Origin of the sequence: Solimonas terrae, from assembly GCF_011067135.1 — a bacterium.
Classification (GTDB): domain Bacteria; phylum Pseudomonadota; class Gammaproteobacteria; order Nevskiales; family Nevskiaceae; genus Solimonas; species Solimonas terrae.
Genome location: NZ_JAAMOW010000004.1, coordinates 277,825 through 301,492 on the forward strand (window position 1 = coordinate 277,825; position 23,668 = coordinate 301,492).

Here is a 23,668-nt window from a genome sequence, read left to right on the forward strand (position 1 = left end):
TGGGGCACATCCATATATGAAATAGTATAGTTCATATCTATGGGAAACAAGATTTACAGCCCGCACCTGTCGACGGCGCGCGACGCACGCGCGATCCGGACCCGGGAAGCCCTGCGCGCGGCCATGCTGGAACTGCTCGAAAGCAAGCCGCTCGAGCAGATCAGCATTCGCGACATCGTCGCCGCGGCGGGTATCGGCTACACCACATTCTTCCGCCACCATCCGACCAAGGAAGCCTTGCTTGACGAACTGGCGGCCGAGGAAATCCGCCGTCTCGTCGACCTGACCCTGCCGGTCATGGACGCGGGCAGCGAGATGGCGGCTTCCATCGCGGTGTGCGCCTACGTCGACGAACGTCGCGCCTTGTGGACCACGCTCTTGACGGGCGGTGCGGCGGCGGCGCTGCGCGAGGAATTCCTGCGCATCGCGCAGGATCTCGCGACGGTCCGCTCGCAACCCGGTGACTGGCCGCCGGTTGAAGTCGCCACGCGTCTGCTGGTCGGCGGCACGATCGAACTGCTGGCGTGGTGGCTGCGCCAGCCGGAGCCCTTGCCGGGCAGCGAGATCGCCAGAATCCATCACGACATCGTGATCCTGCCGGTGCTGCGGGGGCGCGCCAGCGTCGGGCGGCTCGCACCGCCTGCGATCGAGGTCGCCGCAAAGAAACGCGGACGTCGCTGAAGCTGGCAGCGGAACTCCATCGCCGCGACGTTTTCGAAGCCTGACATTTCACGCAGAGCAGCCGGACGCCGACATGACGCCAATCCAGATCAAGACCGCCGACGGCGACTGCCGCGCCTGGTTGTTCCGCCCGCCGACCGGCGGTCCCGGCCCCGGCGTGCTGATGTACATGGACGCGCTCGGCATCCGGCCGGCGATGTTCGAGATCGCCGATCAGCTGGCGGGCTACGGCTATGTGGTACTGCTGCCGGACCTGTTCTGGCGCAGCGGCGTCTACGAGCCGATGGACCCGCGGACCGTGCTCGGTGATCCAGTACTGCGGCAGAACACCTTGGGCCGGCTGATGGCCGACAACACGCCGGCGCGGGTGATGGCGGACACGCGTGCGTTCATCGACTGCCTGCATGCGCAGCCCGATGTGACTGCCGGCGGCATCGGCGTCACCGGCTACTGCATGGGGGGCTTCATGGCCTTGACCGCTGCCGGTACCTATCCGGACGAAATCGCCGCCGCCGCGTCCTATCATGGCGGGCGTCTGGCCACCGACGATGCGGGCAGTCCGCATCGGCTCGCGGCGAAGATGAAGGCGCGCGTCTATGTCGCCGGTGCGATCGAAGACGCCGGCTTTCCTGACGACATGAAGGCGCGGCTCGAAGCCGCCCTGCGCGATGCCGGCGTCGACCATTGCGTCGAGACGTATCAGGCCCGGCACGGCTGGACACCGCGCGACATGCCGGTCCATGACGCCGCCGCGACCCAGCGTCACTGGCAAACGCTGACGGCGCTGTTCGCCGACACGCTGAAATCATCGGGCTAGCGACACCGTTTCATCCGGACCCGTTTCCGGAACCATTGCGGCACCGGCAAAAAAAGAGGGCGCCATGACGGCGCCCTCTTTTGCTGTCGACCGTGGCGGTCGCCAGCAGTTTGCGAAACGCCGCTCAGGCCGCGTTCTGCGTTGCCGTCACGCTGGCGTTGGCGGCCGGCTGTGTCAGCGGTTCGCTGCCGATGCTGATGCGGCGCGGCTTGGCCGCTTCCGGCACGCGACGCACGAGGTCGACGCTCAGCAGGCCGTTCTTCAGCGAGGCGCCACGCACTTCGATGTGGTCGGCCAGCCGGAACGACAGCTTGAACGCGCGCTGGGCAATGCCCTGATGCAGATACTGCACGGTCTCGGCAGCGTCGCGACGGCCACTGCCGATCGTCAGCACGTCCTTCTCGACCTGGATGTCGATATCGCTTTCGGCGAAGCCGGCGGCCGCGACGACGATGCGGTAGTCATCGACACCGTGCTTCTCGACGTTGTACGGGGGATACGAGCTGCCGGCTTCACTGCGAAGCGCGGTCTCGAACAGATCGCTGAACCGGTCGAAACCGATCGAAGAACGGAACAGCGGGGCAAAGGTGACAGTACTCATGGGAACAACCTCCTGAAGAGCGTAGTTGCGAATTCCGGAGCCCGGACATCGGCGCCCCGGTATCCGCAATCTGGGCGCTGGCCGCGCGCTTTCAAGAGGGTTTTTCGTCGCGATGGCGACCGGGAAGCCGGCGGGTCGCGCCCGATGCGACCGCGCAGGCTTCGACCCGTGCCGCAACGACGAGCGGATCGGGCGATCAAATCGCTCGTCACGACCAGGCCGTGAGCAGCCAGCCCCGTTCGCTCGCCTGCAGCCTGTGTGTCAGCTCGATGTTCGCCAGAAAAGCGGTGTCGTGCGATACCACGATCAACGCACCTCGGTATTGCCTGAGCATCGTCTCCAGCGCCTGCACCGAGGCCAGATCGAGGTGATTGTCCGGCTCGTCGAGCAACAGCAGTCGCGCCGGTCGTTCGGCATACAAGGCCATCGCGAGTGCCGCCTTAATGCGTTCGCCGCCACTGAGTCGTTCGGTCGGCAACGGCACGCGCGCCGCGTTCTGGCCGAGCAGTGCCAGCTGCGTGCGCACGGTACTTTCGTCGGCCGACGGATTGGCTGCGAGCATTTGCTCCAGTGTCGAGCGCGCCGGGTCCAGGGTCGAGAGGCGCTGGTCGAGATACGCCGTTTCGACCGCGAGTTCGCGAACGCCGGACAGCGGTTCGCTCAATCCCGCGAGCACCTTCAGCAAGGTCGATTTGCCGCTGCCGTTGGCCCCGAGCAGACCGACACGCTGGGCGCCGGACAGCCGCAGATCGATGCGCTGCGCCCGGCCGCGCACGTTCGGCAGCAGCACCTCGCGCAGCGACGCGACCCGCTCCGGCATCGTCGGTGCCGCGCCCGGCGCCAGCAGCACGATCGCCGGATCGTCCTCGACCTGCGCGGCGGCGTCGCGCACACCCTGCGACAGCGTCGCCCGTGCGGCGGCCTGCTCGACGCGCAGCCTGCCCGCGCTGTTCTCCGCGCGCTGCTTCTGCAGTCCGAGCAGGATCGGGGCCTGATTGGCCTGCGCTGCCTGCCTCGTCCCCCGCGACTGGCGCTGCTCCAGCCGTTCGCGTTGTCGTGTCAGCGCGCGGGTTTGGCGGCGGCGGTCGGTCTTGCGCCGTTCGAGTTGTTCGATCGCCACCGCGCGTTCATGCGCCTTGCGCTCGGCGTAGAACGAATAGCCGCCGCCATGGCTGCGCAGGCCGAGATCGGACAATTCGACGATGCGCGCCATCGATTCCAGCAGCAGGCGATCGTGACTGACGACGATCAGTCCGCCGGACCGGCGCTGCAGCTGCGTGATCAGATCGCGGCGGTGGCGGGCGTCCAGGTGATTGGTCGGCTCGTCGAGAATCAGCCAGTCTGCGTCGGAAACCAGTGCGCCGGCGAGGGCCACGCGCATCGCCTCGCCACCGCTCAAGTGCATGGCCGCGCTGTCCGCCTGCAGATGGCCGAGCTGCATCGCCGACAGCGCCTGCTGCAGCTGCGCGGACAGCTGCCAGCGATCGCCGACCGCGTCGAAGTCGGCCTGCAGGGTGCTGCCGGCTTCGATCCTGTGCAGGGCATCGAGGGCGCCGCGCACGCCGGCGAGATCGGCGACGGTTTCGCCGGCCCGCGGCGTGATCTGCTGCGGCAGATAGTGCAGGCGGCCGATGCGTGCGCAGCGTCCACCGGTCGGTGTCACTTCGGCGGCGAGAATGCGCGCCAGCACGCTCTTGCCGACGCCGTTGCGGCCGACCAGGCCGGTGTGCCGGGCATCGAATGTCGCATCGAGTTCGGAGAACAGAAAACTGCCGTCGGGCAGTTGCCACGAGACGCCGTGCAGCGTCAGCGAGATCGGGTTCGTCATGCAGCCTCCAGCAAAAGCCTGCGGTCCGGCCTGCGCAGAACGCAGGCGGGAACCAACCGTAAACCGCTACGGGGCTTTACTGACGCATTGGACGAATACCCTGGATTGCAGGAGAAGGAATTGTACTGCTGCCGGCGGCGGCGGTGAAAACCGGAAGCGGACTCGACAAGCCGATGTTGCCGCGACGGCTGCCGGATTCCGGCGGCCGCACGCAGCGCTCAGCTTTTCGCTTCGAGTCGTTCGCGCAGGGTCCGGAGAATCCTGCAGGCATCGTTGATGCGGTCCTTGCCGATTCCCGCGCTCAGCGATTTTACCCACGGTTCCTGCAGCTCGATCGCCGCAGCGAAGATGTTGCGCCCCTTGTCGGTCATCGTCACGAGCCTGGCGCGGGCGTGGTGAGGATTTTCCAGGAGACGGAGCATGCCCTCGTCGACCATCTCGTTGACCACGCGCTGCACGCTTTGCCGGCTCAGGCCCATGTTGCGCGCGAGGCGGGCCACGGTTTCCGGCTCCTCGGGCAGGCCGATCGCGCCCAGAACCTGCCATCGTGCGGCGGTGATTCCGAATTTCGAAACCAGCCGGTCGGCCGTGGCCAGAAGGCTGCCGTTGAGGCGAAAGACCTCGACGATCAGGTCGTTCGTCGGCTTGTTGGGTGTTCCGGGCTTGGTCGAATGCATTTGACGCCGAAATGTCGAAATGACAGCATGCTGTCAATTATGGATGAAAGGTCATTGCTGTGAAGATCGAGACTTGCCTGGCGGAGCATATCCCGGCAGCGATGCTGCTGAATCGCGAGGTGCTCGATCATCCATATCCGCTCTATGCGCATCTGCGCCGGACCGCGCCGGTGTGGCATGTGCCCGGGACCGGGATATTCATGGTGACCAGCTACGCCTTGCTGGAGGAAGCAGCCGGCCGCGTCGAGGATTTCTCCTCCCACATGCGCAGTGTCGTCTACCAACGGCGCGATGGAACACCGGCCCGTCTGACGCGTGGCGGTCTCCTGCAGGTCCTGGCGACCGCCGATCCGCCGGCCCATACGGCGCACAGGCGGGCCGTGTTTCCGGATCTGGTCGCCAGACGGATGGCGGCGATGGCGCCGGAGATTGAACAACTTGCGGATCAATGCATCGATCGTCTGCTGCAAGCGGGTTCGGGCGATTTCATGGCATCCGTGGCAAATCCGCTGCCGATCGCCATCGTCAACAAGTTGATCGGGTTCAAGGGCGGCGACATCAGGAAGATGCTGCAGGCCGCGTTCGACTCGTCTGCCGTGGTGGGTGGAACGTCGACGCTGCTGCAGTTGGCGATCTGCCTGCTGCGCAGCTTTGTCACGCATCGCTGGATCGCGGCCCAGCTGCGCGCCGCTTCCGCGGTGGGCGACAACATTCTGGCCTCGGTCAGCCGAAGTGTGGAAAGCGGCGCGCTGCGCGAGTCGGAAGCCCGGGCGATACTGCACATCATGCTCGCGGCTGGCGGCGAATCGACGACCAGCCTGCTGGGCAATGCGGTGCGAATCCTGGCCGACGATCAGGCCCTGCAGCGGCAACTTCGCGCGCAGCCGGAACTGATCCCGAACTTCATGGAGGAAGTATTGCGGCTGGAATCGCCTTTCCGGCACCACCTGCGCGTTGCCACGCGCGACACCGTCCTGGGTGGCGTCGCGATTCCGGCAGGCGCGACGGTCCTGATGTTCTGGAGCGCCGGCAACCGCGATTCGGCCGCCTTCGAAAATCCCGACGAGATCGACCTGGCGCGGACGCGCCGGCACATGAGCTTCGGCAAGGGCATTCACATGTGCGTGGGCGCGCCACTCGCCAGGCTGGAAGGCCAGATCGTGCTGCGCAGACTGCTCGCCCGCACCGCCTGCATCGCACTTGATCCGTCGAGAGCGCCGCGCTGGGTGCCGAGCCTGCAGGTGCGACGCCACGAGCGGCTGCCGATAACCGTCACCGCCATCTGAATCGGTGCGCTCCGGCGTGGCGACGCGAGCGATGCGTTCGACGCTCGCCGCGGCAGGCAGGCGTTCCCCGTGAAGGTGAGCGAAAGACGGATCACAGGCCTGCGAAATAAGCGCCGAGCAGGAAGGCGAACAGCAGGATCAGCCAGGCATTCAGGGTGCGCTGGAGCCACGCCGGCGCGTGGCGGACTTCCATGAAATAGCGGATCACGAACTGCGCTTTTACCGCCGCAATCAGCAGCACGCCGGTCGTGACGAGGGCGCTCATCTGTGCGCTGCCGCCGACATCGCGGCTGAGCGCCCAGGAAACGACCGTGCTGAACGACAGGAACGCCCAGACGATGGTCAGGGGGTTTCGCAGATACGCGGTCATGCGCTACCTCATCAGATAGAACAGCGCGAACAGCACCAGCCACAGCAGATCGACCATGTGCCAGTAGGTGGCGCCGGCTTCGATGAACTTCATGTCGGGGGCTTTCGATATCCGCAGATCGCGGATCACGAAGCACATGATCACCAGGCCAAGCATCACGTGACAGAGATGCAGGCCGGCCATCACGTAATAGAACATGAAGAACAGATTGTGTCCCGGCGTCAGTCCGGCGCCGAGTTCGGGCAGCCACTCGACCAATTTCAGGATCGGGAAGAGCGCGCCGGTCGCGGCCGCGAAGACGAACAGCCGCATCGCGTCGCGCGCCTTGCCGAGGCGCGCGGTCTGGGTGCCGAGCGCGACGAACAGCGAACTGGTGAGCAGGACCACGGTGTTGATCGCGCCGATGCCCTGATTCAGATGCTGTTCGCTGCTCAGGAACAGTGCGTGCTGCTGCTGTCGATAGACCACGTAGAGGACAAAGTAGATGGCGAAAATGAACAGGTCGCCGATCACGAAGAACCACATGCTCGGCTCACCGGGTACGTGCCGGGACCTTGTCACCACCGTCGTGCGCGTGTCGCGATCGACCACGGCGCTGGCGTCGGCCACGGTCACGCGCCGGCTCCCGCCGGGGCACGACCCGGCTTGCGTGCCACTGCGTTGTCCAGCTCGTCTTCGGGCTGATCCCGGATCGCCTTGTAGATGCAGACGTAGACGATGAACTGCCAGGGCACGTAGATCAGCATCGCCAGCCAGAATGTCATCAGCCCGTTCCAGCCGAACGCGCCCGACTTGTCGATCCAGACCGGCGCGGCGACCAGTTCGGTGACGAATTGCCAGACCGTGTAGTAACCCAGCCACTTCGGCAGGATGTTGTTGTGGTCGAGCAGGATCGCGAGGCCGAACGCCATCCACATCGCGCAGAAACAGCCCAGCGAGCCGATGAACGCCAGATAGCCGAAGTCGTAGAGCATCTGCAGTACGGCTGGCTCGTAACCCGAGCGGAAGGCGCCGAGACCGAAGCAGAACAGCGGGAACAGCATGCCGACGATGGCGCCGGCGATCGAGCCGATCATCAGGGTCACGCGAAACGCCGGGTTCACCGACATGCGCTTCATCTGTGTCAGATAGACCGCGTTCGAGACCGGCGCCAGACCGTAGGCGAGCGTGAGGATTGCGCAGGCGAGCAGCAGATTGTGCGACTGCATGAACGCGACGACATCCGGCAACGGACTGCTCGGCGAGCGCGGTGGCATCATCCAGCTCAGCGGCACGAAGACAATGCCGAACAGATTGTAGAAGAACGGTACGCTCCAGTAGCAGATCCACTGATCGAGCTTCTTGCTTTTGCGCCACGGGATCTTTTGCGCAGCTGCGGCGGGCAGGGTCGATGCGGTCGTCGTGTTCACGCGATCATCTCCGCGTTGTCACGTTGATTGCCGACGACGCGCAGCAGTACCAGGAACATCACCGCGACGTAGACCGAGAACGTGGCCAGGCGCAAGCTGAAAGACAGGCTGCCGTTCCACGCCAGCGGTCCGGTCTTGTACAGCAGCGAGAATGCGCCCGGGATCATCAATACGGCGGTCGCGACGTTGAAATGCGCGACCCAGCGTGGAAACACCGGTTCGGTGCGGCTGTCGAGATAGACGCACAAGGCAAGGCAGAGGTTCTGCACGACGATGGCCCCGACCGGCGCCGTGAACAGAAACCACGCCATGTCGTTGAGCAGGCTGATCAGCTGCGGATCGCGATCAGGGCGAAAGGCGGCAACGCCCCAGCAATAGTCGGCGAGGATGAACGACGTCGTGCCGATGCCGATGCAGATGATGTACGCGTAGGTGAAGACCGCGCTGGAGTTGCCGATGCGCGACATCTGCGTCGCCGTCACCGCGAACAGTGGTGCCAGCGAGGCGCCGATCAGATTGCCGAGAATGACGACGCCCAGTATTCCCGAGACATTGGCACGAAAGAAGGCGGCAACTTCTTGCGGACTCAGTGTCGGCGACATCTGCGGCGAGAACACCGGAAACATGAACCAGGCCAGCACGAACAGCGCGCCGGCGAATGGCGTGATCCACAGCAGGATGCGTTGGCCGCGGGTGTTCATTGCATGCTCTCGTTCATGGTTTCAGCCGCGGCCACTTCGGCCGGCGGCAGCCTTCGGACATGGATTCGTGTTGTCTCAATTGCCCCAGCGATAGCTGAGATTGGCGCCAACAATGCGAGGCTCCGAATAGATCGCGGAGTCGAAGTACGTCAGATGCCACTGGTTGCTGTTCGAGATCCGGTATTCCTTGTTGGCGAGATTGGTTCCGTACAGCTGCAGATCGAACTGCGAGTTCATGATGTGGCGCCAGCTGATGCTCGCGTTGAGCAGCCCGGCCGCGGGCAGTTCGGCACCCGGCTCGTCGCCAGGCAAGGTGGTCTGCGCCGAGTAGTGCGAGTCGGTCCAGGCGTAGGTCACGGACGGCTCGATGTCGCCGTACGCGGGATCGAACGGCAGCAGATAACGGGCCGACAGGCTGTACTGATGGCGCGGCGCATCGTAGGGAATGCAGCTCAGCTCCAGCACGTCACCGCTTTGCCGCTGCTGGCCGCTGCAGTCCAGCTGCTGCGTGGCGCCGGCGTAGAGCAGATCGAACTTCTGGTATTCGCCGCGGGTGTAGCCGTAGCTGCCGACGAAGGTGAAGCCGGTGAACGGTTCGATCGTCGCGTCCATTTCGAAACCGGCGACCCAGGCCTTGCCGACGTTGAAGATGGCTTCGCCGAGCTGCGGGACCGGGCTCAAGGAGTGCGGCGGCACGTAGGCGTCGGAACCGGCCTTCTGCAGGTTCTTGTAGTCCGTGTAGTAGACCGCCGAGTTGATGCGGGCCGGAATGCCGGCGATCTCGAAGTCGGTTTTCTCGCCGAGCTCGTAGTTGGTCACGTATTCCGGCTTGTAGGTGTAATGGTCGGGATTGACCACGACCACCGAGATGCCCCCGGACTTGTAGCCGCGGCTGACCTTGCCGTACAGCAGCGTCGTGCCGAGCTTGTAGTCCAGCCCCGCCGTGTAGGTCAGCGCCGAGGCTTTGGCTTCGGCGTCGTGCGACGCATCGACCAGCGGCACGAGGCCGGCCGCGACTTGCCGGATCGATGCCGTGCCGTCGGTGTCGTCCCAGGTATAGCGGACACCGGCAGTCAGGCTCAGGCCCGACAGGGCATCGAACAGTGCGCCGAGATCATAGGTGCCCTGGGCGAACGGAGCGATCGAGCGCTTCGTCAAATCGTACTTCTGCACGACGTTGACGAAGAACAGCGAGGTGCCATCGATCTGGCCCTTCGAGTCGGTGTGCTCGTAATAGCCGCCGACCACGTACTTGAGCGCATCGTTCAGCGCCTTGCCCTGCAACTGCAACTCTTCGGTGACGGTGTCGAGATTGGCTTCGTCGTTGTCGCGCGGATTGATGAAGTCGTTGAATGCGGCGCGCGAACCGTCGAGGTCCCAGCGATACTGATGCGTGAAGGACGAATAGCTGGCGATGTTGCGCAGCTTCAGATCTTCATCGAGGTCGTAGCTGAACTGATCGACGACTGCGCCGGTGTTCAGATTGTCCGTCGGATCGGCACTGAGCTGGACCTTGCGGTTGCCGCGCGCCGCCTGCTCGTCGAGGATGTCCTGTCCGCAGTTGGTCGACGGCCCGAACAGATTCACGACCAGGCAGCCGAGATTGGCGACCTGCGTCAGGTCCAGGCCGGGAATCTGCGAAAGCGCGCCGAGCCCGACCGTCGCCGGAATGGCCTGATTGATTCCCTCCCGGTTGACCTGCTTGATGACCGTCGCCGTGCCGTTGTCGCTGCTGTTGGTGTAGTACCCCATGAAGTAGTTTTCGACGCTGTCGGTCGGCCGCCAGGTCAGCGCGCCACGCCCGGTCCAGTAGTGCTTGCTGTCGTAGTCCTTGCCGCTCACGACGTCCCTGGTGAAGCCATCGCGCTGCACGAACTGCCCCGCGAAGCGCGACATCAGCGTGTCGCCGATCAACGGAATGTTGACCATGCCCTCGTAGCTCTGGCCGGCGTAGCTCGAGGCGCCCGCCTGCAGCGACGCGGAGAATTCGGGTTCGGGCTTGTGGGGTTCCAGCAGCATCGCGCCGCCCGTGGTGTTGCGACCGAACAGCGTGCCCTGCGATCCCTTGAGGATCTGCAGATTGGAGAGATCGAGGAACTTGCCGGGACCGCCCTGGTTGTTGGCGACCGGGTCCGACGGCAGCGGCACTTCCGCCATGTAGATCACCACGCCGGGGCTGGCGCCGTACTGCGCGCCCTGGCCGCGGATGGTCGGCGATTCGGTGTTGCGCATCTGGCTGCTGGAACTGATCACCAGCGATGGCACACGGCCCTGCAGATCCTGCGGCGTGTTGATCTGCTCGCGCTGCAGATCGTCGGCGTTCATCGTCGAAATGGCGACCGGCACGTCCTGCAGGTTTTCCGCGGTGCGCCGCGCGGTGACGATGACTTCCGCGATCCCGCTTGCCGGCGCGGCTTGCGGAGCGGCGACCGGCGCAGGTGGTGCCGCCGGTAGCGGGATGCTGCTGTAGACATCGGTCGTCGCTTCCGGACCGGACGCCGCGGACGGCGCGACCTGTGTCGCCTCATCGCCAGGCGAGGCGGTCTGCTGTGCCGCAGCCGGCAAGGCCAGCAGCAAGGCCGGACACAGTGCCAGCGACGCTGCGCCTCGGCGGGAAAATCGCTTCAAGGCATCTTGCTTCACACATTCCTCCCCTGCGACGCATGCGGTCCATGCCGAGCGTTCGTCTGTCGGCCACACGGTATGCAGGCGCGACGACCGGGTCTAGGCTGGTTTCCGGACCGGACATTGAAATCGGGCCAAAGCGCGCGGCTGGCTGCAGTCGAAGCCGCCGTCGGTGACGCCCTTGCCGTGGCTCAGGCGCGAGCGGGCCGATCGTCCGGCTTGAAGCCCGCCGCGTAGAACGAGCGGTGGGCGAGCAGCGATTGCTGGTACTCGCCGGGCGTCATGCCGACCGAGCGCCGGAACGCCGCGCAGAAATTGGACGAGGAAGAAAAGCCCAGCGCGCCGGCAATTGCGCCGACGCTTTCATCGGCGGCGAGCATGCGCTTGGCGTGGGTGATCTGGCGATCGACCACGAAGGCGCCGACCGAGCAGCCGCGCGTGCTGCGAAAGCTGCGCGTCAGCTGGCGCACGGAGATGCAGCAGAGTTCGGCCAGTTCATGCAGGCTCGGACTGCTGCGAATCTCGTACAGCCGTTCCTCGATGCGCCGCAGCTGCCAGGCTGCCAGGCCGCCGCGAATCTGGCGTTCCGGCAGCGCGGCGCCGTAGCGCAGCAGATCGACGCCCAGCTGCGCGGCGATCGACTCGACGAGAATCTGGCTGGCGAAACCCGGGTGCCGAGCCTCGTCGGCCAGGCGCAGCATCAGGTAGCGGACATTCGCGTCGCGGACGTCGAGGCCGAGGATCAGGAAGCGGTCGGTGAATTCCGGCAGGCGGTCGAACAGCGCCATCACCGGCGCCACTTCGAGCATGCAGACCAGCGATTTCAGGGTGCGGTCTTCGTCGGCGCGGGCTGCCATGTCGAGGGTCGGCGGCACCACGAACAATTCACCGATGCGCTCGAAGTGCTCGGTGGTCCAGTAGTCGACAAAGCTGGCGCGGGCGCTGCGGTGTCTCGTGTTCAGACACAGTTCGACGCGGATCTTGTCGTCGAGATGGACGACGCTGGTCGGCGGCTCGTCGAAGCGGTACTCGATGAGCTGCACCTGCGCGCTGGGCGCAGCGAGTTCTGCTTCGACATGGATCGATGCGCGTGCGCGGCTAGTCATCGTTGTCGGTCAATCGCCAGCCCGTCCCGGACCCGAGTGCGGTCGATTATGCGCCGGCGGCTCGTCGAAGCGAACCGCGCAGGGGCCACGATCGGCTGCGAACCCGTGACATGACGCGGACCCGCGCTCGGGTATCCTTGCCCATCACGCCCGCGCGCTCCGACGGTCCTTCGCCGCCGCCGCGCAGGCGCACGCCCAGGGAGATCGGCCTTGTCATCGACACCGCGCACGCGCAACAGGATTCCGGAAGGCACGGGCGCGCTGTTCTTCATCCAGATCTTCGCGACACTGGGATTTGCCGTGCTGTATTCGACGCTGGTCCTGTACACGACCCGGCACCTGAATTTTCCGATCAAGCAGGCAACCGCCGTGATGGGGGTGTTCGGCGCCTTCAATTACGGGCTGCATTTGTTCGGCGGTTATCTCGGCGGGCGCTTCCTCAGCAATCGCAATCTCTTCGTCGGCGGCATGGTCCTGCAGGTGATCGGCTGTGGTCTGATCGCGACCGGCAGCGCAACCGGTTTCTACTGGGGGCTGGCCCTGTTCCTGACCGGCAGCGGCTTGAACGTGACCTGCATCAACATGATGTTGACGCAGCGCTTCGCGCCCGAGGACAGCCGTCGCGAGGGTGCGTTCCTGTGGAACTACGCCGGCATGAATGTCGGCTTCTTCATCGGCTTCACGGTCGCCGGGCATTACCAGCTCACCGAGAACTACAGCAGTCTGTTCCTGTTCGCGACGCTCGGCAATTTCAGCGCGATCGTGCTGGCGGCATTCAACTGGAAGTCGCTGGCGGATCGCAACACGACCCTGCTGGAAGCCACCGGCGCCGCGTTTCGCCGGCGCTTTGCCATCGGCCTCGCGATCCTGGTCCTGCTGGTGCCGATCGTCCGCAGCCTGCTGCAGTATCCGGACACGACCGAGACTCTGGTCAAGGCGATATGCGCCGTGGTCGCCGCGGCCCTGGTCTGGCTCACCGTGACGCATCGCGATCGTCTCGAACGCCACAACATGTGGGCCTATCTGATTCTCACGCTCGGTTCACTGGTGTTCTGGGCGCTGTATCAAATGGCGCCGAGCGGTCTGCAGCTGTTCGCGGTCAACAACGTCGATCTGCAGGTCTGGGGCGTGACCGTGGCGCCGCAGTGGATTCAAAACATCAACACCGTCGTCATCGTCGTCGGTGGCCCCTTGCTGGCCGCCTGGTTCGTCCGCCTGCGCGCGCGCGGCTGGAATCTCGACATTCCGGTGCAGTTCGCCGCGTCGCTGCTGCTGATGGGGCTGGGCTTTCTCGCGCTGCCGGCCGGCATCCACTTTGCCGACGAGCAGGGCATCGTCGGCTTCGGCTGGTTGTTTGCCAGCTACATCTTCCAGAGCGTCGGCGAATTGCTGATCTCGCCGATCGGCTACGCGATGATCGGCAAGCTCGCGCCGCGCCAGTACCAGGGCATCATGATGGGAAGCTGGATGCTGGTGACCGGTCTGGCCTCGCTGTTCGCCGGAGACTTTTCCGGAATGATTCCGGAGCCCGCCGGCACCACCGCGCTGGCGACCGATCCGGTCTACGCCACCTTGTTCGCGCAACTCGGTGCCGGCAGTGTCGCCGTCGGCATCGCGCTGATCCTGCTGATTCCGTTCCTGCGCAAGCTGATCAAGGACCGCAACCCCGACGCCAATGTGCCGGTCGCCGCTGCCGCGGCGCAGTAGGCCTGTGCCCGCATCGCGATTCGAAGCCGCGACACGCGGCGCGACGAATCGCCTGGACCACCGCCAGCGGCTTTCGGGTTCATCGCGATGATGGGGCTCGACGCGAGCGCCTGCCGATCCTCGCGTCGGGCGCGGGCTGGTGGCTTGCTACGATGATCGACTCATCTCCCGGAGACGCCTGCCCATGACTGCCGCCGAGCTGTCCGCATTCCCGATCACGGCCAAATGGCCGGCGCAGCACCCGGATCGCCTCCAGCTGTATTCGCTGCCGACGCCGAACGGCGTGAAGGTCTCGATCATGCTCGAGGAATGCGGCCTGCCGTACGAGGCGCACAAGGTCAGCTTCGAGGCCGACGATCAGCACTCGCCGGCGTTTCTGTCGCTCAATCCGAACAACAAGATTCCGGCGATCCTCGATCCGCACGGCCCGGATGGCGCGCCGCTGCCGCTGTTCGAGTCCGGTGCGATCCTGATCTATCTCGCCGACAGGCACGGTCTGTTCATGCCTGCCCATGCGGCCGGCCGCTACGAAACCATCCAGTGGCTGATGTTCCAGATGGGCGGCATCGGCCCGATGTTCGGCCAGCTCGGCTTCTTCCACAAATTCGCCGGCAAGGACTACGAGGACAAGCGGCCACGCGATCGCTATGTCGCCGAAAGCCGGCGTCTGCTGCAGGTGCTCGATCAACGGCTGCAGGGACGCGCCTGGATCATGGGCGAGACGTACACCATCGCCGACATCGCGACGTTTCCCTGGGTACGCAATCTGATCGGCTTCTACGCTGCACGCGAGATCGTCGGCTTTTCCGACTTCCGCAACGTGCAGCGCGTCCTCGATGCCTTTCTCGCGCGCCCGGCGGTGCAACGCGGGCTGGCGATTCCGGCCTGATCCGGCTCAGGCCGCCTGGCGCCAGGGCTGCAGTTCGGCGATCGGTGCGGCGACATCGACGCTTGCCTCAGCGCCTTCGCTGCCGGCCTGAGCCGTGTCGCGCACCGACGTCGCGGCCGCTTCCGCTTCGGCCGTGATCTGCTGGTGGTCGTGCAGCAGCAGCCCGGCCAGTACCGCGATGCTGAGCGTGCTCGCGGCGATGATGAAATCGACCAGAAGAATTGCGCTCATTGCCGATCTCCTTCAACCGTGGCGGCTTGTGTCCGATCGCCGACGTCCGGGTTCTGTCCGTTCATTCCGAAGCGCCGGCGCAGGCTGGCCAGACGCTCGGCGATCGAACGCGTCGTCGCCGGCAGCTGCGTGATCGTCACCTCGAAATAGCGTCGCGCCGTACCGACCCCCATCTGTGCCGCCACATCGCCGCTCAACAGCAGGCCGGCGAGCTTTTCTTCCGTTTGCTTGTCCATCACTCCACTCCCTGAAGATTCCGAGAGAACATTCCGCTCTCATGGACTAAGGCGCAGTCTGGTTCGCAAACGGCTCATCTGTTGTTGAAAAAACGCGGCTGTGTGTGCGATCCGTCACGGTTTCGGGGTGCAGGTGATCGCCTGGGCGGTTCTGCGCACCGCCGTGTCGCGCCGTTGCGCCAGTTCGGTGCGGCTCGCGGTCATTCCGACGGCGCCGGCGCGCTGTGGCGGATTCGCGAAAAGTGCGGGCCTGCGGCGGGCCGGACCGCCACGGCACTTCAGCCTTTTCGGGCGAGCGCTGCCTGCGCTCGTGCCCGCAGTTCGGTAAGCGAGCGGCAGTCCGTCAAGGTCGAGTCCTTTGCACATTGCGTAAGCCCGCCGTCGGCCAGGCGCAACACGTCGGCATAGCGGTGGGCTTTGTCGCGCAGGCGCGCGAGACTGGCCGTCGTGAAAAGGTCGTGCGCCAGGCCAAGGCGTTCGTACATCGCGAGTGCCTGCAGCAACAGACTTTCGCTCTCGGCGTCACGACCTTGCTCGCGGCGTGCTTCGCCGAGCATTGCGAGCGACCGAGCGCGGAACGGATGGTCGCCCTCGACCGCCCGAGTCACCAGCTCGTTGCGTTCGGCGTAGCGGACGGTCGCCGGCAAGTCCCCGAGCGCGTCGGACAATTCGCTCATCGTCGCCAGACAATCGTTCAGGGCAGCCGACTCGGGCCCGTAGGACGACTCGAGGACGCCCAGGCATTCGGTGAGATAGCGCCTGGCTTCGTCGTAGTGATGGCGGTGATAGGCGAGGGCCCCCAGGTTCCCGAGTGCGAGGCCAAGCTGCCGCGTATTCGCGCCCGCGTGCTGGCGGGCGTAGGCCAGCATCTGCTCCATCAACACCTGTGCCTCTGCGTCCTTGTGCTGTTCCAGATAAATGCCTGCAAGGCCCTCGCGTGCGTTGGCCAAGGCCTCGCCCTCGCTGTCCGCGTGCTGTTCGAGGATGGCGACCGCGCGGCTCATGTATGCCTGCAGCTCGCCGACGGGTTCACTCAGGTACCGGCCGATGACGCCGAGGTTGACAAGCGTGTTGGCGAGAGCCGGGTCGTCGGCTGCCAGCGTTTTTTCCTGCAGCGGCAGCGCGCGGCGGAACATGGCCTGTGCTTCCGTGAGATGACCGGAATTGGCCTTGATCTCTCCGAGATCGTTGAGCAGATCGGCCTGCAATTTCGGATCGTCGTCGAGCTCGATGTCGACGCGATTGACGGCGTCGTCCAGGGCGCCGGCGACGGTAAGGGGGGCGCGGTCCTTGCGCAGCATCGGATCGGCGTTCTGAAAGATCGAGACGAAGAACTGTTTCGTCTTGCGTACTCTTTGCGTTTCCTCCTGAGCTTCGACCGCTTGCTGACGCGCCAACTCGGCCTGGGCGTCGGCGCGCGCCGCCTCCGCGCGCGCGGTGTGCCTGCCAGAAGGTGCCGGCGAGGCCGCCGAGCAAGGTGATGGTGACGAGCGCGGTCGCGGCCACGGTGAGGCGGTGCCGTCGCCCGAACTTGCGCACCCGGTAGCTGAACGTGTCGGGCCTGGCGAGCACGGGCTGGTTGTCGAGATGGCGCCGCAGATCGTCGGCAAGTGCATCGACCGACGCATAGCGACGTCCCGGTGCTTTCTGCAAGGCCTTGCCGACGATGGTGTCGAGGTCGCCTTTCAGTGCTTCCCGCAGCTTTCGCGGCAGGCTGCCGCGCGTGCGGGCGATGGCGCTGGCCTCCGGCAGGATCCGGCTGCGTTCGCTGATGCGCCAGTGGCTCATCGGCGGCACTTCGGCATCGAGTATCTGCCGCTCGATCTGCGAATAGGTCTGTCCGGCATCGCCGTAGGGGCGTCGGCCGCTGAGCAGCCAGTACAGCAGCACGCCGAGCGAGTAGACATCGGTGACGACGGTGATCGCGGCACCGCTCATCTGCTCGGGTGCGGCGTACTCCGGCGTCATCGCCCGGCCGCCGAGGCGCGTCAGTTCGGTCTCGGCCCCGGAGCCGGTTTCGTGCTCGACGAGTTTGGCAATGCCGAAGTCGAGCAGCTTCGCCTCGCCGTCCGGTGTCACGAGAATGTTCGACGGTTTGATGTCGCGATGCACGACCAGGTGTGCATGCGCATGGCTGACGGCGGCGCAGACTTGCAGGAACAGGGTGATGCGCGCAGGCAGATCGAGCTGCCGGGCGTCGCACCAGCGATCGATGCGATCGCCCTCGACATACTCGATTGCCAGATAGAGCTGGCCGCCCGGCAGGATGCCGGCATCGAGCAGACGCGCGACGTGGCGATGCGCGAGCTCGCCGAGGATGCGGCCTTCCCGCAGAAAGCGTTCGCGTGCCGACGATTGCCCGAGGTGCAGGTGCAGCAGTTTCAGCGCAACCGGGGTCTCGAACAGGCCGTCGGCGCGTCGTGCGAGCCAGACTTCGCCCATGCCGCCTTCGCCCAGTCGCCGTTCTATGCGATAGGCGCCGAGCGTGCTGCCGATCTGAATCTGCTGCCGCTCGGAATTGCCCTGGTGCTGATCGAGAAAGGCCGCCCGTTCGGCCTGTTCGTCGGCGCGCAACAATGTGTGCACCTGCACCCACAGACCCGGGTCCTGCGCACGAAGTTTTTCGATTGCCTGTTCGCGCTCGGTGCTTTCCAGACCGAGCAGGCGCTCGAACGCCGCGAAGGCGGCGCGCCAGCCGGTCACATTGTCAGGCTCGTCCATGGCCTCAGCTCCGCATCGATCTGAACAGAAATGCTCGTGCCTTCTGCCAGTCCCGCTTGACGGTCGCCAGCGACATATTCAGCGATTCGGCAATTTCCTCCAGCGACAGCCCGCCGAAATAGCGCAGCTCGACGACGTCGTGGCAGCGTGGATCGAAACGCTGCAATTGCTTGAGTGCCGCGTCCAGCGCCTCGACGTCGGTTGGTTCGTCGGCTTCGCACTCGGCCGCGACTTGCGTGATCAGAGTTACCGGTGCCACGCCGCCGCCGCGCTTTGCCGACTGGCGGCGGCGCGCGTGGTCGACCAGGACGTTGCGCATGACTGCGGCTGCCAAAGCGAAGAAGGCGCGACGATCGGTGGCCGGCAAGGCAACACCGTTGCTCAAACGCAGATAGGTTTCGTGCACCAGGCCGGTCGCATCGAGTTGCGTCAGCGCCGACTCCTGCGCGAGGCGGGCGCGGGCGAGGACGCGCAGCTCGTTGTACACGCAGGTGAAAAGCGCCTGATGCGCCTGCGTGTCGCCGCCTTGCGCACGTTGCAACAGTGTGGTGATTTCGCCCATGCCGCCCCCGATCCCGCACTCCCATGCGGTACGCGCAGCATACGGCAGGGACGGGACGCTGAATGCCGGACCGTTCGAGAACTGCGAAGTGCCGCACATCGAGCAGCCGGCAAAGGGTGCGCCGGGAGCCGGGTGTGTCTCACAGGCCGGGAGGCGTTACCGTCATCAGGCGTGGACAGTCGCCCTGAGGGCACCAGAACGAGAACAGGAAGCGATGGCCGCTCGCGCAAGACAGTTCGGCAAGCTCCTGGCCGCTGCCGTCCCAGTTCGATGCCAGTCGGCAGCCGCTGGGCAGGGCGGTGTGGACCTCGTGCTGGAAGCGGCTGGTGTCCAGCGCGGCGCGTACCGTGCGGGTCGCGAAGTCGTCGGAATAGGGGCCGGGTTCGATCGCGATGTCGCCGATCGGCGTCGGCACCAGAATCGCCTTCCAGCCCAGGCATTGCCAGGCGCGATCGGGGCGATCGGCATCGCGGCGGCACTCGACGTTGTAGTGACTGGGCAGGCCGTCGACGCGGTCATGCGGCGCACATCGCAGCGACACTTCGATGACCGGAGTGAATTTGCCGCCATAGCTCCAGCGCAGCGCCGGCGCCATGCTTTCGATTCCGACGCCGTATGGCGTGCAGGCCAGTCCGCGGACGGTCACGCGATCCTGCCGCGACAGCTCGACGCGCCGGCTCTGACCGCCGACGTTGGTGCCGGCGGCCCCCGAGCCGATCGATGCCAGCGCCAGCAGGCATGCGATGACGCATGCGAGCTTCCGACGCAAACGACGCCGCATGGTGGTGCGGCCTGGCATGTTCAGCGTGGCAACGCGTGCTTTTCCAGCACGTCGGCCACCACCATCGTCACGCGTTTGCCCATCGGGATGTGCAGGAATTCGTTCGGGCCATGCGCATTGGAATGCGGGCCGAGTACGCCGGTGATCAGGAACTGTGCGTCCGGGAATTTCTCGCCGAGCATGCCCATGAACGGAATCGAGCCGCCTTCGCCCATGTAGGCGGCAGGCCTGCCGAAATAGGTCTGCGACGCTTGCGCGACGGCATCTTCCAGCCACTGCGACAGCGCCGGCGCATTCCAGCCGCCACCGGCTTTCTCCAGATCGAGCGTGACCTTGGCGCCGTACGGTGGATCGGTTTCGAGCAGCTTCTTCAGCGCTTCGCCGGCCTTCACGCCGTCGAGCGTCGGCGGAATGCGCAGCGACAACTTCACGGTGGTATACGGCCGCAACACGTTGCCGGCGCTGGCGAGTGGCGGCATGCCGTCGATGCCGGTGACCGCGAGCTGCGGGCGCCAGGTGCGATTGAGCACCAGTTCGGTGAGGTCCGGCGTGACCGGCTGCATGCCGTCGGTGAAAGGGAACTTGGTGTACAGATCGGTGCCGAGCGTTTCCGAAACCCGCTTCGCCTGTTCAATGCGTTGACGGGGAATCTCGACGTGGAAATCGCCGGGTTTGATCTCGCCGTTGTTCTCGTTTTCGAGACGCGACAGCAGTTCGCGCAGGATGCGGAAGCTCGACGGTACGGCGCCGGACGCATCGCCCGAATGCACGCCTTCTTCGAGCACCTGCACGCGCAGGTTGCCGCCGGTGAGACCGCGCAGGCTGGTCGTCAGCCACAGCTGTTCGTAGTTGCCGCAACCGGAATCCAGACAGATCACCAGCGACGGACTGCCGATGCGCGGGGCAAGGTAATCGACATAGAACGGAAGGTCATAGCTGCCCGATTCCTCGCAGGCTTCGATCATCACCACGCAGCGCGCCTGCGGCAGGCCCTGATCGCGCAGCGCGAGCAGCGCGGCGAGCGAGCCGAAGATCGCATAGCCGTCGTCGGCGCCGCCGCGCCCGTAGAGCTTGTCGCCGACCAGACGCGGGGTCCACGGACCGTAGCCCTCGGTCCAGCCGCTCATCTCCGGCTGCTTGTCGAGGTGGCCGTACAGCAGCACGCAGTCGTCATCCGATCCGCCGTTGGCGGCGGGCACGTCAATGTAGATCAGCGGGGTGCGGCCGGGCAGGCGCACGACTTCGAGCGTGGCGCCGGCCAGCGCCGGCAGCTTGCCGCGCGCCCAGCTTTCCATCAGCGCGACCGCGGCGTCCATGTAGCCGTGTTCGGCCCACTGCGGATCGAACATCGGGCTCTTGTTCGGGATGCGGATGTAGTCGGTCAGCTGCGGGACGATTTCGTCGTCCCAGAGCGCATTGACGTAGGACTGCAGCTTTTTCGTGTTCATGGCGATCGGCCGGGTGCGAGGCGTCGCCCATTGTGCCGTCTCGTCGCGAGCGGCGATGCGGGGTTTTACATCAGTTCGACGATTTCGGCGGCGAGCGATTCACCGTCGATCCGCAGGCGGGCGATCGTCACCGGCAGACTGAAGCGGCGCGGGCCGGCGCTGCCCGGATTGAGATACAACACGCCGTCGCGCGTCTCGATACCGGGCTTGTGCGAGTGGCCGCTGATGACGGCTGCGATGCCGTTGCGTTGCGGATCGAGGCGCAGGGTCTTGCGATCGTGCAGCAAATGCAGCTGCCGGCCGCCGGCTTCGAAATCGAGTTCGTCCGGCAGGTCCTGCGCCCAGGCGTCGCTGTCGTTGTTGCCGCGGATCGCCACCAGCGGCGCCAGTTCACGCAGCGCGTCGAGCACGGCCGGTGCGCCGATGTCGCCGGCGTGGACGATCAGTTCACTGCCCTGCAAGGCCGTCAGCGCCTGCGGCCGCAGCAGGCCGTGGGTGTCGGAAATGATGCCGATGTTCATCGCGACACGATCGTTCCTCAGGCCCTCGCGCGCAAGGGCCGCGGGCCTTGCGGCGTATCGGCTAGAGTCGGAACCTTGTTTCGGCCCGGAACTCCGCGATGACCGTCGATGCCCCCGTCCATGCCCGTTTCAATCCGCTGATCCGTCCCTACCTGGTGCTGAGTATCGGTGGCACCCTGGCATTGACGATCGTTGGTCTGCCGTTCGCGCTGATCTGGCTTTGCGGCGTCGGGCAATGGTGGGCCCGGCATTACTTCGAGCGGCTCGAGTGCGAGCTCGATGCCCGCACACTGCGCTTCCGCAAGGGTATTCTGCTGACGGTGGAAAAGACGATCCCGATCGAGAACATTCAGGACGTCACCTTCGTCGAAGGGCCGATACTCAAGCGTTTCGACCTGGCCGTCCTCAGGTTCGAGACGGCCGGTCAGCGGCAGGGGCAGGCCAACGACATGCGCCTGATCGGCATCATCGATGCACAGGATTTCCGCAACCGCATTCTCGTGGCCCGGCGCCGTCTGCGCGAGACCCATGCCGAAGCAGATGCCGGCCGCGGACCCGATGCGACGTTGCTGGCGCTGCAGGGTATCGCGCAGCGGCTCGATACCGTCATCGATTTGCTGCGGCGCGAGCCGCGCTGAGCGATGCCCGCACCGATTCGGCAACCGACCCTGCGCGTGTCACTACCGTCGCCGCCTGATTCCTGTCGCCCGTCCATGCCATGAGCGCCGCCATCCTCGTCCTCGCGTTGCTGCTGTGCGTCGCGGTCTCCGCGGTGCTGGTGCGTGTCGCGCGTCTGCCGCTGCCGCTGACGCAGATCGCGCTGGGCGCGGCGATCAGCGTGCCGAGCTTCGGTCTGCACGTCGATCTGGAGCCGAAGCTGTTCCTGCTGCTGTTCATCCCGCCCCTGCTGTTCGCCGACGGCTGGCGCACGCCGAAGCGCGAGTTCTTCCGCCTGCGCGAGCGCATTCTGGGGCTGGCGCTCGGACTGGTGCTGTTCACGGTGGTGGCGGTCGGCTATCTGCTGCACTGGCTGATTCCTTCGCTGCCGCTCGCCGCTTCGTTCGCGTTGGCGGCGGTGCTGTCGCCGACCGACGCCGTTGCGGTGCGCGCACTGGCGGGCCGCAGCGGCATTCCCAAGCAGCTGATGTACGTGCTCGAAGGCGAGGCGATGATGAACGACGCTTCCGGCCTGACCACGTTCAAGTTCGCGATCGCCGCCGCTACCACCGGCGCATTTTCACTGTCGGATGCGTCGCTGGCCTTCGTGTTCGTCGCGGCCGGCGGCCTCGGCGTCGGCGCGTTGCTCGGCTGGGCGCTCGGCGTGTTCCAGAAGTGGTTGTCCGGCTGGACCGAAGTCGAGGCGCAGGGGTCGATCGCGATGATCCTGCTGCTGCCGTTCGCCGCCTATCTGGCGGCTGAGGAAATCGGCGTGTCCGGCATTCTCGCCGCGGTCGCGGCGGGCATGGCGCTGAATCTGAAGAGTGCGGCGATGGACCCCGGCGCACAAGCGCGCATCGCCTCGACACACATCTGGTCGATGATCGAGTACGTGCTCAACGGCGTGATCTTCGTGCTGCTCGGGCTGCAGCTGCCGGACATCATCGGCAAGGCACTGGACGAAGCCTGGAAGAGCGCCGGCCTGCTGGGCGCAGGGCGCCTGCTCGGTTACGCGCTGGTGATCGTCGCGGCGTTGATCGTCGTGCGCCTGGTCTGGGTCTGGCTGCTGCTGCACGTCACGCGCTTCTATGCGAGCTGGCGCGGCGACGCGACGCGCCCCATGCCGCGCAGCCGCCTGCTGTGGGCGACCGCCTTCGCCGGCGTGCGCGGTGCGATCACGCTGGCCGGTGTGCTGTCGGTGCCGTTTGCGCTGGAAAGCGGTGTCGCGTTCCCCGAGCGCAATCTGATGATCTTCCTTGCGACCACGGTGATCATGATGTCGCTGCTGGCCGCAGCCGTCGGTCTGCCTCTGCTGCTGCGTGGCATGGCAGTCGACGAAGACCCGGAAACCGAAGAAGAGAAGATCGCGCGCTTGCGTGCCTGCGAAGCCGCGATCGCCGCGGTCGCCGAGGCGGCGAAGCGTGCGCAGCGCCGCGACCGCGATGCCGACGAGATCTCGCCGGTCGCCGACGCGGCCGGTCGGCTGATCGACAACTACGAACTGCGCATCAAGGGATTGCGAGAGGAACAGAACACGGTGCAGAGCGTGGCGCAGCGCAGCGCGGCGGAAACCGAGCTGCGTCTGATCGGCATCGGTGCCGAGCGCGACGAGATCATGCGCATGCATCGCGAAGACGACATCAACGACACCGTGATGAACGCGCTGCTGTACGAGATCGACATGCGCGAATCGGCCTTGCATATCCGCGCCGGCGGCCACGGCGGCAGCCACTAGGGCCGTCAGCCCAGAGGCGTCGCCGTGGCCGAGCCCGTTTTGCCGCAGTGCCGGGAACGAGAAGCGAGGTGTACGTGGT

At 65.6% G+C, this 23,668-nt stretch carries 23 protein-coding genes and 1 pseudogene; 7 read left to right on the forward strand and 17 right to left on the reverse strand.

Annotated features, from left to right (window positions below):
• Positions 1 to 39: 39 nt before the first annotated feature.
• Both G7Y85_RS09465 and G7Y85_RS09470 read left to right on the forward strand, forming a co-directional pair.
• A complete protein-coding gene (locus G7Y85_RS09465) occupies positions 40 to 681 on the forward strand; it encodes a TetR/AcrR family transcriptional regulator (protein WP_166255446.1) in 642 nt (213 codons plus the stop codon).
• 73 nt (positions 682 to 754) lie between these two features.
• Positions 755 to 1,498, forward strand: coding sequence for a dienelactone hydrolase family protein (locus G7Y85_RS09470; protein WP_166255449.1), 744 nt, complete (start codon positions 755 to 757; stop codon positions 1,496 to 1,498).
• A gap of 124 nt (positions 1,499 to 1,622) precedes the next feature.
• Here the strand turns inward: G7Y85_RS09470 and G7Y85_RS09475 are convergent, their stop codons facing one another.
• The 3 genes from G7Y85_RS09475 to G7Y85_RS09485 form a co-directional block, all read right to left on the reverse strand.
• A complete protein-coding gene (locus G7Y85_RS09475) occupies positions 1,623 to 2,099 on the reverse strand; it encodes an Hsp20 family protein (RefSeq protein WP_166255452.1) in 477 nt (158 codons plus the stop codon).
• 208 nt (positions 2,100 to 2,307) lie between these two features.
• A complete protein-coding gene (locus tag G7Y85_RS09480; RefSeq protein ID WP_166255455.1) occupies positions 2,308 to 3,927 on the reverse strand; it encodes an ABC-F family ATP-binding cassette domain-containing protein in 1,620 nt (539 codons plus the stop codon).
• 218 nt (positions 3,928 to 4,145) lie between these two features.
• Positions 4,146 to 4,604 (reverse strand): MarR family winged helix-turn-helix transcriptional regulator, encoded by a 459-nt coding sequence (locus tag G7Y85_RS09485; RefSeq protein ID WP_166255458.1) that lies wholly within the window; start codon positions 4,602 to 4,604, stop codon positions 4,146 to 4,148.
• A gap of 407 nt (positions 4,605 to 5,011) precedes the next feature.
• Here G7Y85_RS09485 and G7Y85_RS09490 point away from each other — a divergent pair, with 407 nt between their 5' ends.
• Positions 5,012 to 5,890 (forward strand): cytochrome P450, encoded by an 879-nt coding sequence (locus G7Y85_RS09490; RefSeq protein ID WP_206675549.1) that lies wholly within the window; start codon positions 5,012 to 5,014, stop codon positions 5,888 to 5,890.
• A 91-nt stretch (positions 5,891 to 5,981) separates the two neighbouring features.
• On the opposite strand, the gene G7Y85_RS09495 is transcribed toward G7Y85_RS09490, so the two are convergent.
• From G7Y85_RS09495 to G7Y85_RS09520, 6 genes are all read right to left on the reverse strand, one after another.
• Positions 5,982 to 6,260 (reverse strand): cytochrome C oxidase subunit IV family protein, encoded by a 279-nt coding sequence (locus G7Y85_RS09495; RefSeq protein ID WP_166255461.1) that lies wholly within the window; start codon positions 6,258 to 6,260, stop codon positions 5,982 to 5,984.
• 3 nt (positions 6,261 to 6,263) lie between these two features.
• A complete protein-coding gene (locus G7Y85_RS09500) occupies positions 6,264 to 6,851 on the reverse strand; it encodes a cytochrome c oxidase subunit 3 (protein WP_366514943.1) in 588 nt (195 codons plus the stop codon).
• Between the two features lie 20 nt (positions 6,852 to 6,871).
• Positions 6,872 to 7,669 carry a hypothetical protein gene (locus G7Y85_RS09505; RefSeq protein WP_166255464.1) on the reverse strand — a complete coding sequence of 266 codons (798 nt, stop codon included), beginning with the start codon at positions 7,667 to 7,669 and terminating at the stop codon, positions 6,872 to 6,874.
• A complete protein-coding gene (locus tag G7Y85_RS09510) occupies positions 7,666 to 8,370 on the reverse strand; it encodes a hypothetical protein (RefSeq protein ID WP_166255467.1) in 705 nt (234 codons plus the stop codon). Before G7Y85_RS09510 ends, G7Y85_RS09505 begins: the two co-directional genes overlap by 4 nt.
• Before the next feature lie 75 nt (positions 8,371 to 8,445).
• On the reverse strand, positions 8,446 to 10,998 hold the full coding sequence (locus G7Y85_RS09515; protein WP_166255470.1) for a TonB-dependent receptor: 2,553 nt from the start codon (positions 10,996 to 10,998) through the stop codon (positions 8,446 to 8,448).
• 188 nt (positions 10,999 to 11,186) lie between these two features.
• Positions 11,187 to 12,101: a helix-turn-helix transcriptional regulator gene (locus G7Y85_RS09520; protein ID WP_166255473.1), complete on the reverse strand. Its 915-nt coding sequence runs from the start codon at positions 12,099 to 12,101 to the stop codon at positions 11,187 to 11,189.
• A gap of 210 nt (positions 12,102 to 12,311) precedes the next feature.
• On the opposite strand from G7Y85_RS09520, the gene G7Y85_RS09525 reads away from it, so the two are divergent.
• Both G7Y85_RS09525 and G7Y85_RS09530 read left to right on the forward strand, forming a co-directional pair.
• A complete protein-coding gene (locus G7Y85_RS09525) occupies positions 12,312 to 13,808 on the forward strand; it encodes a peptide MFS transporter (RefSeq protein WP_166255476.1) in 1,497 nt (498 codons plus the stop codon).
• A gap of 184 nt (positions 13,809 to 13,992) precedes the next feature.
• Positions 13,993 to 14,697, forward strand: coding sequence for a glutathione S-transferase N-terminal domain-containing protein (locus tag G7Y85_RS09530; RefSeq protein ID WP_166255479.1), 705 nt, complete (start codon positions 13,993 to 13,995; stop codon positions 14,695 to 14,697).
• A gap of 6 nt (positions 14,698 to 14,703) precedes the next feature.
• Here the strand turns inward: G7Y85_RS09530 and G7Y85_RS09535 are convergent, their stop codons facing one another.
• From G7Y85_RS09535 to G7Y85_RS09570, 8 genes and pseudogenes are all read right to left on the reverse strand, one after another.
• Entirely contained in the window at positions 14,704 to 14,928 is a 225-nt protein-coding gene (locus tag G7Y85_RS09535) for a hypothetical protein (RefSeq protein ID WP_166255482.1), read from the reverse strand.
• Positions 14,925 to 15,164 carry a hypothetical protein gene (locus G7Y85_RS09540; RefSeq protein WP_166255485.1) on the reverse strand — a complete coding sequence of 80 codons (240 nt, stop codon included), beginning with the start codon at positions 15,162 to 15,164 and terminating at the stop codon, positions 14,925 to 14,927. The genes G7Y85_RS09535 and G7Y85_RS09540 overlap by 4 nt, the downstream gene beginning before the upstream one ends.
• Before the next feature lie 278 nt (positions 15,165 to 15,442).
• A complete protein-coding gene (locus G7Y85_RS09545) occupies positions 15,443 to 16,561 on the reverse strand; it encodes a tetratricopeptide repeat protein (RefSeq protein WP_241696093.1) in 1,119 nt (372 codons plus the stop codon).
• Positions 16,562 to 16,835: 274 nt separating this feature from the next.
• Positions 16,836 to 17,885, reverse strand: a pseudogene (locus G7Y85_RS20635) (serine/threonine-protein kinase); the annotation flags it as partial.
• A gap of 4 nt (positions 17,886 to 17,889) precedes the next feature.
• Entirely contained in the window at positions 17,890 to 18,447 is a 558-nt protein-coding gene (locus G7Y85_RS09555; RefSeq protein ID WP_166255494.1) for an ECF-type sigma factor, read from the reverse strand.
• A gap of 139 nt (positions 18,448 to 18,586) precedes the next feature.
• Complete coding sequence (locus G7Y85_RS09560; protein WP_166255497.1) at positions 18,587 to 19,228, reverse strand: hypothetical protein; 642 nt, start codon at positions 19,226 to 19,228, stop codon at positions 18,587 to 18,589.
• A gap of 20 nt (positions 19,229 to 19,248) precedes the next feature.
• A complete protein-coding gene (locus G7Y85_RS09565) occupies positions 19,249 to 20,676 on the reverse strand; it encodes a M20 family metallopeptidase (RefSeq protein ID WP_166255500.1) in 1,428 nt (475 codons plus the stop codon).
• Positions 20,677 to 20,741: 65 nt separating this feature from the next.
• Entirely contained in the window at positions 20,742 to 21,197 is a 456-nt protein-coding gene (locus G7Y85_RS09570; protein ID WP_166255503.1) for a metallophosphoesterase family protein, read from the reverse strand.
• Between the two features lie 98 nt (positions 21,198 to 21,295).
• Here G7Y85_RS09570 and G7Y85_RS09575 point away from each other — a divergent pair, with 98 nt between their 5' ends.
• Together G7Y85_RS09575 and G7Y85_RS09580 are read left to right on the forward strand one after the other, a co-directional pair.
• A complete protein-coding gene (locus G7Y85_RS09575; protein ID WP_166255506.1) occupies positions 21,296 to 21,835 on the forward strand; it encodes a PH domain-containing protein in 540 nt (179 codons plus the stop codon).
• Positions 21,836 to 21,915: 80 nt separating this feature from the next.
• The gene (locus G7Y85_RS09580) at positions 21,916 to 23,589 is read left to right on the forward strand and encodes a Na+/H+ antiporter (RefSeq protein WP_166255509.1); all 1,674 of its coding nucleotides are present in this window, start codon (positions 21,916 to 21,918) and stop codon (positions 23,587 to 23,589) included.
• Positions 23,590 to 23,668 lie beyond the last annotated feature (79 nt).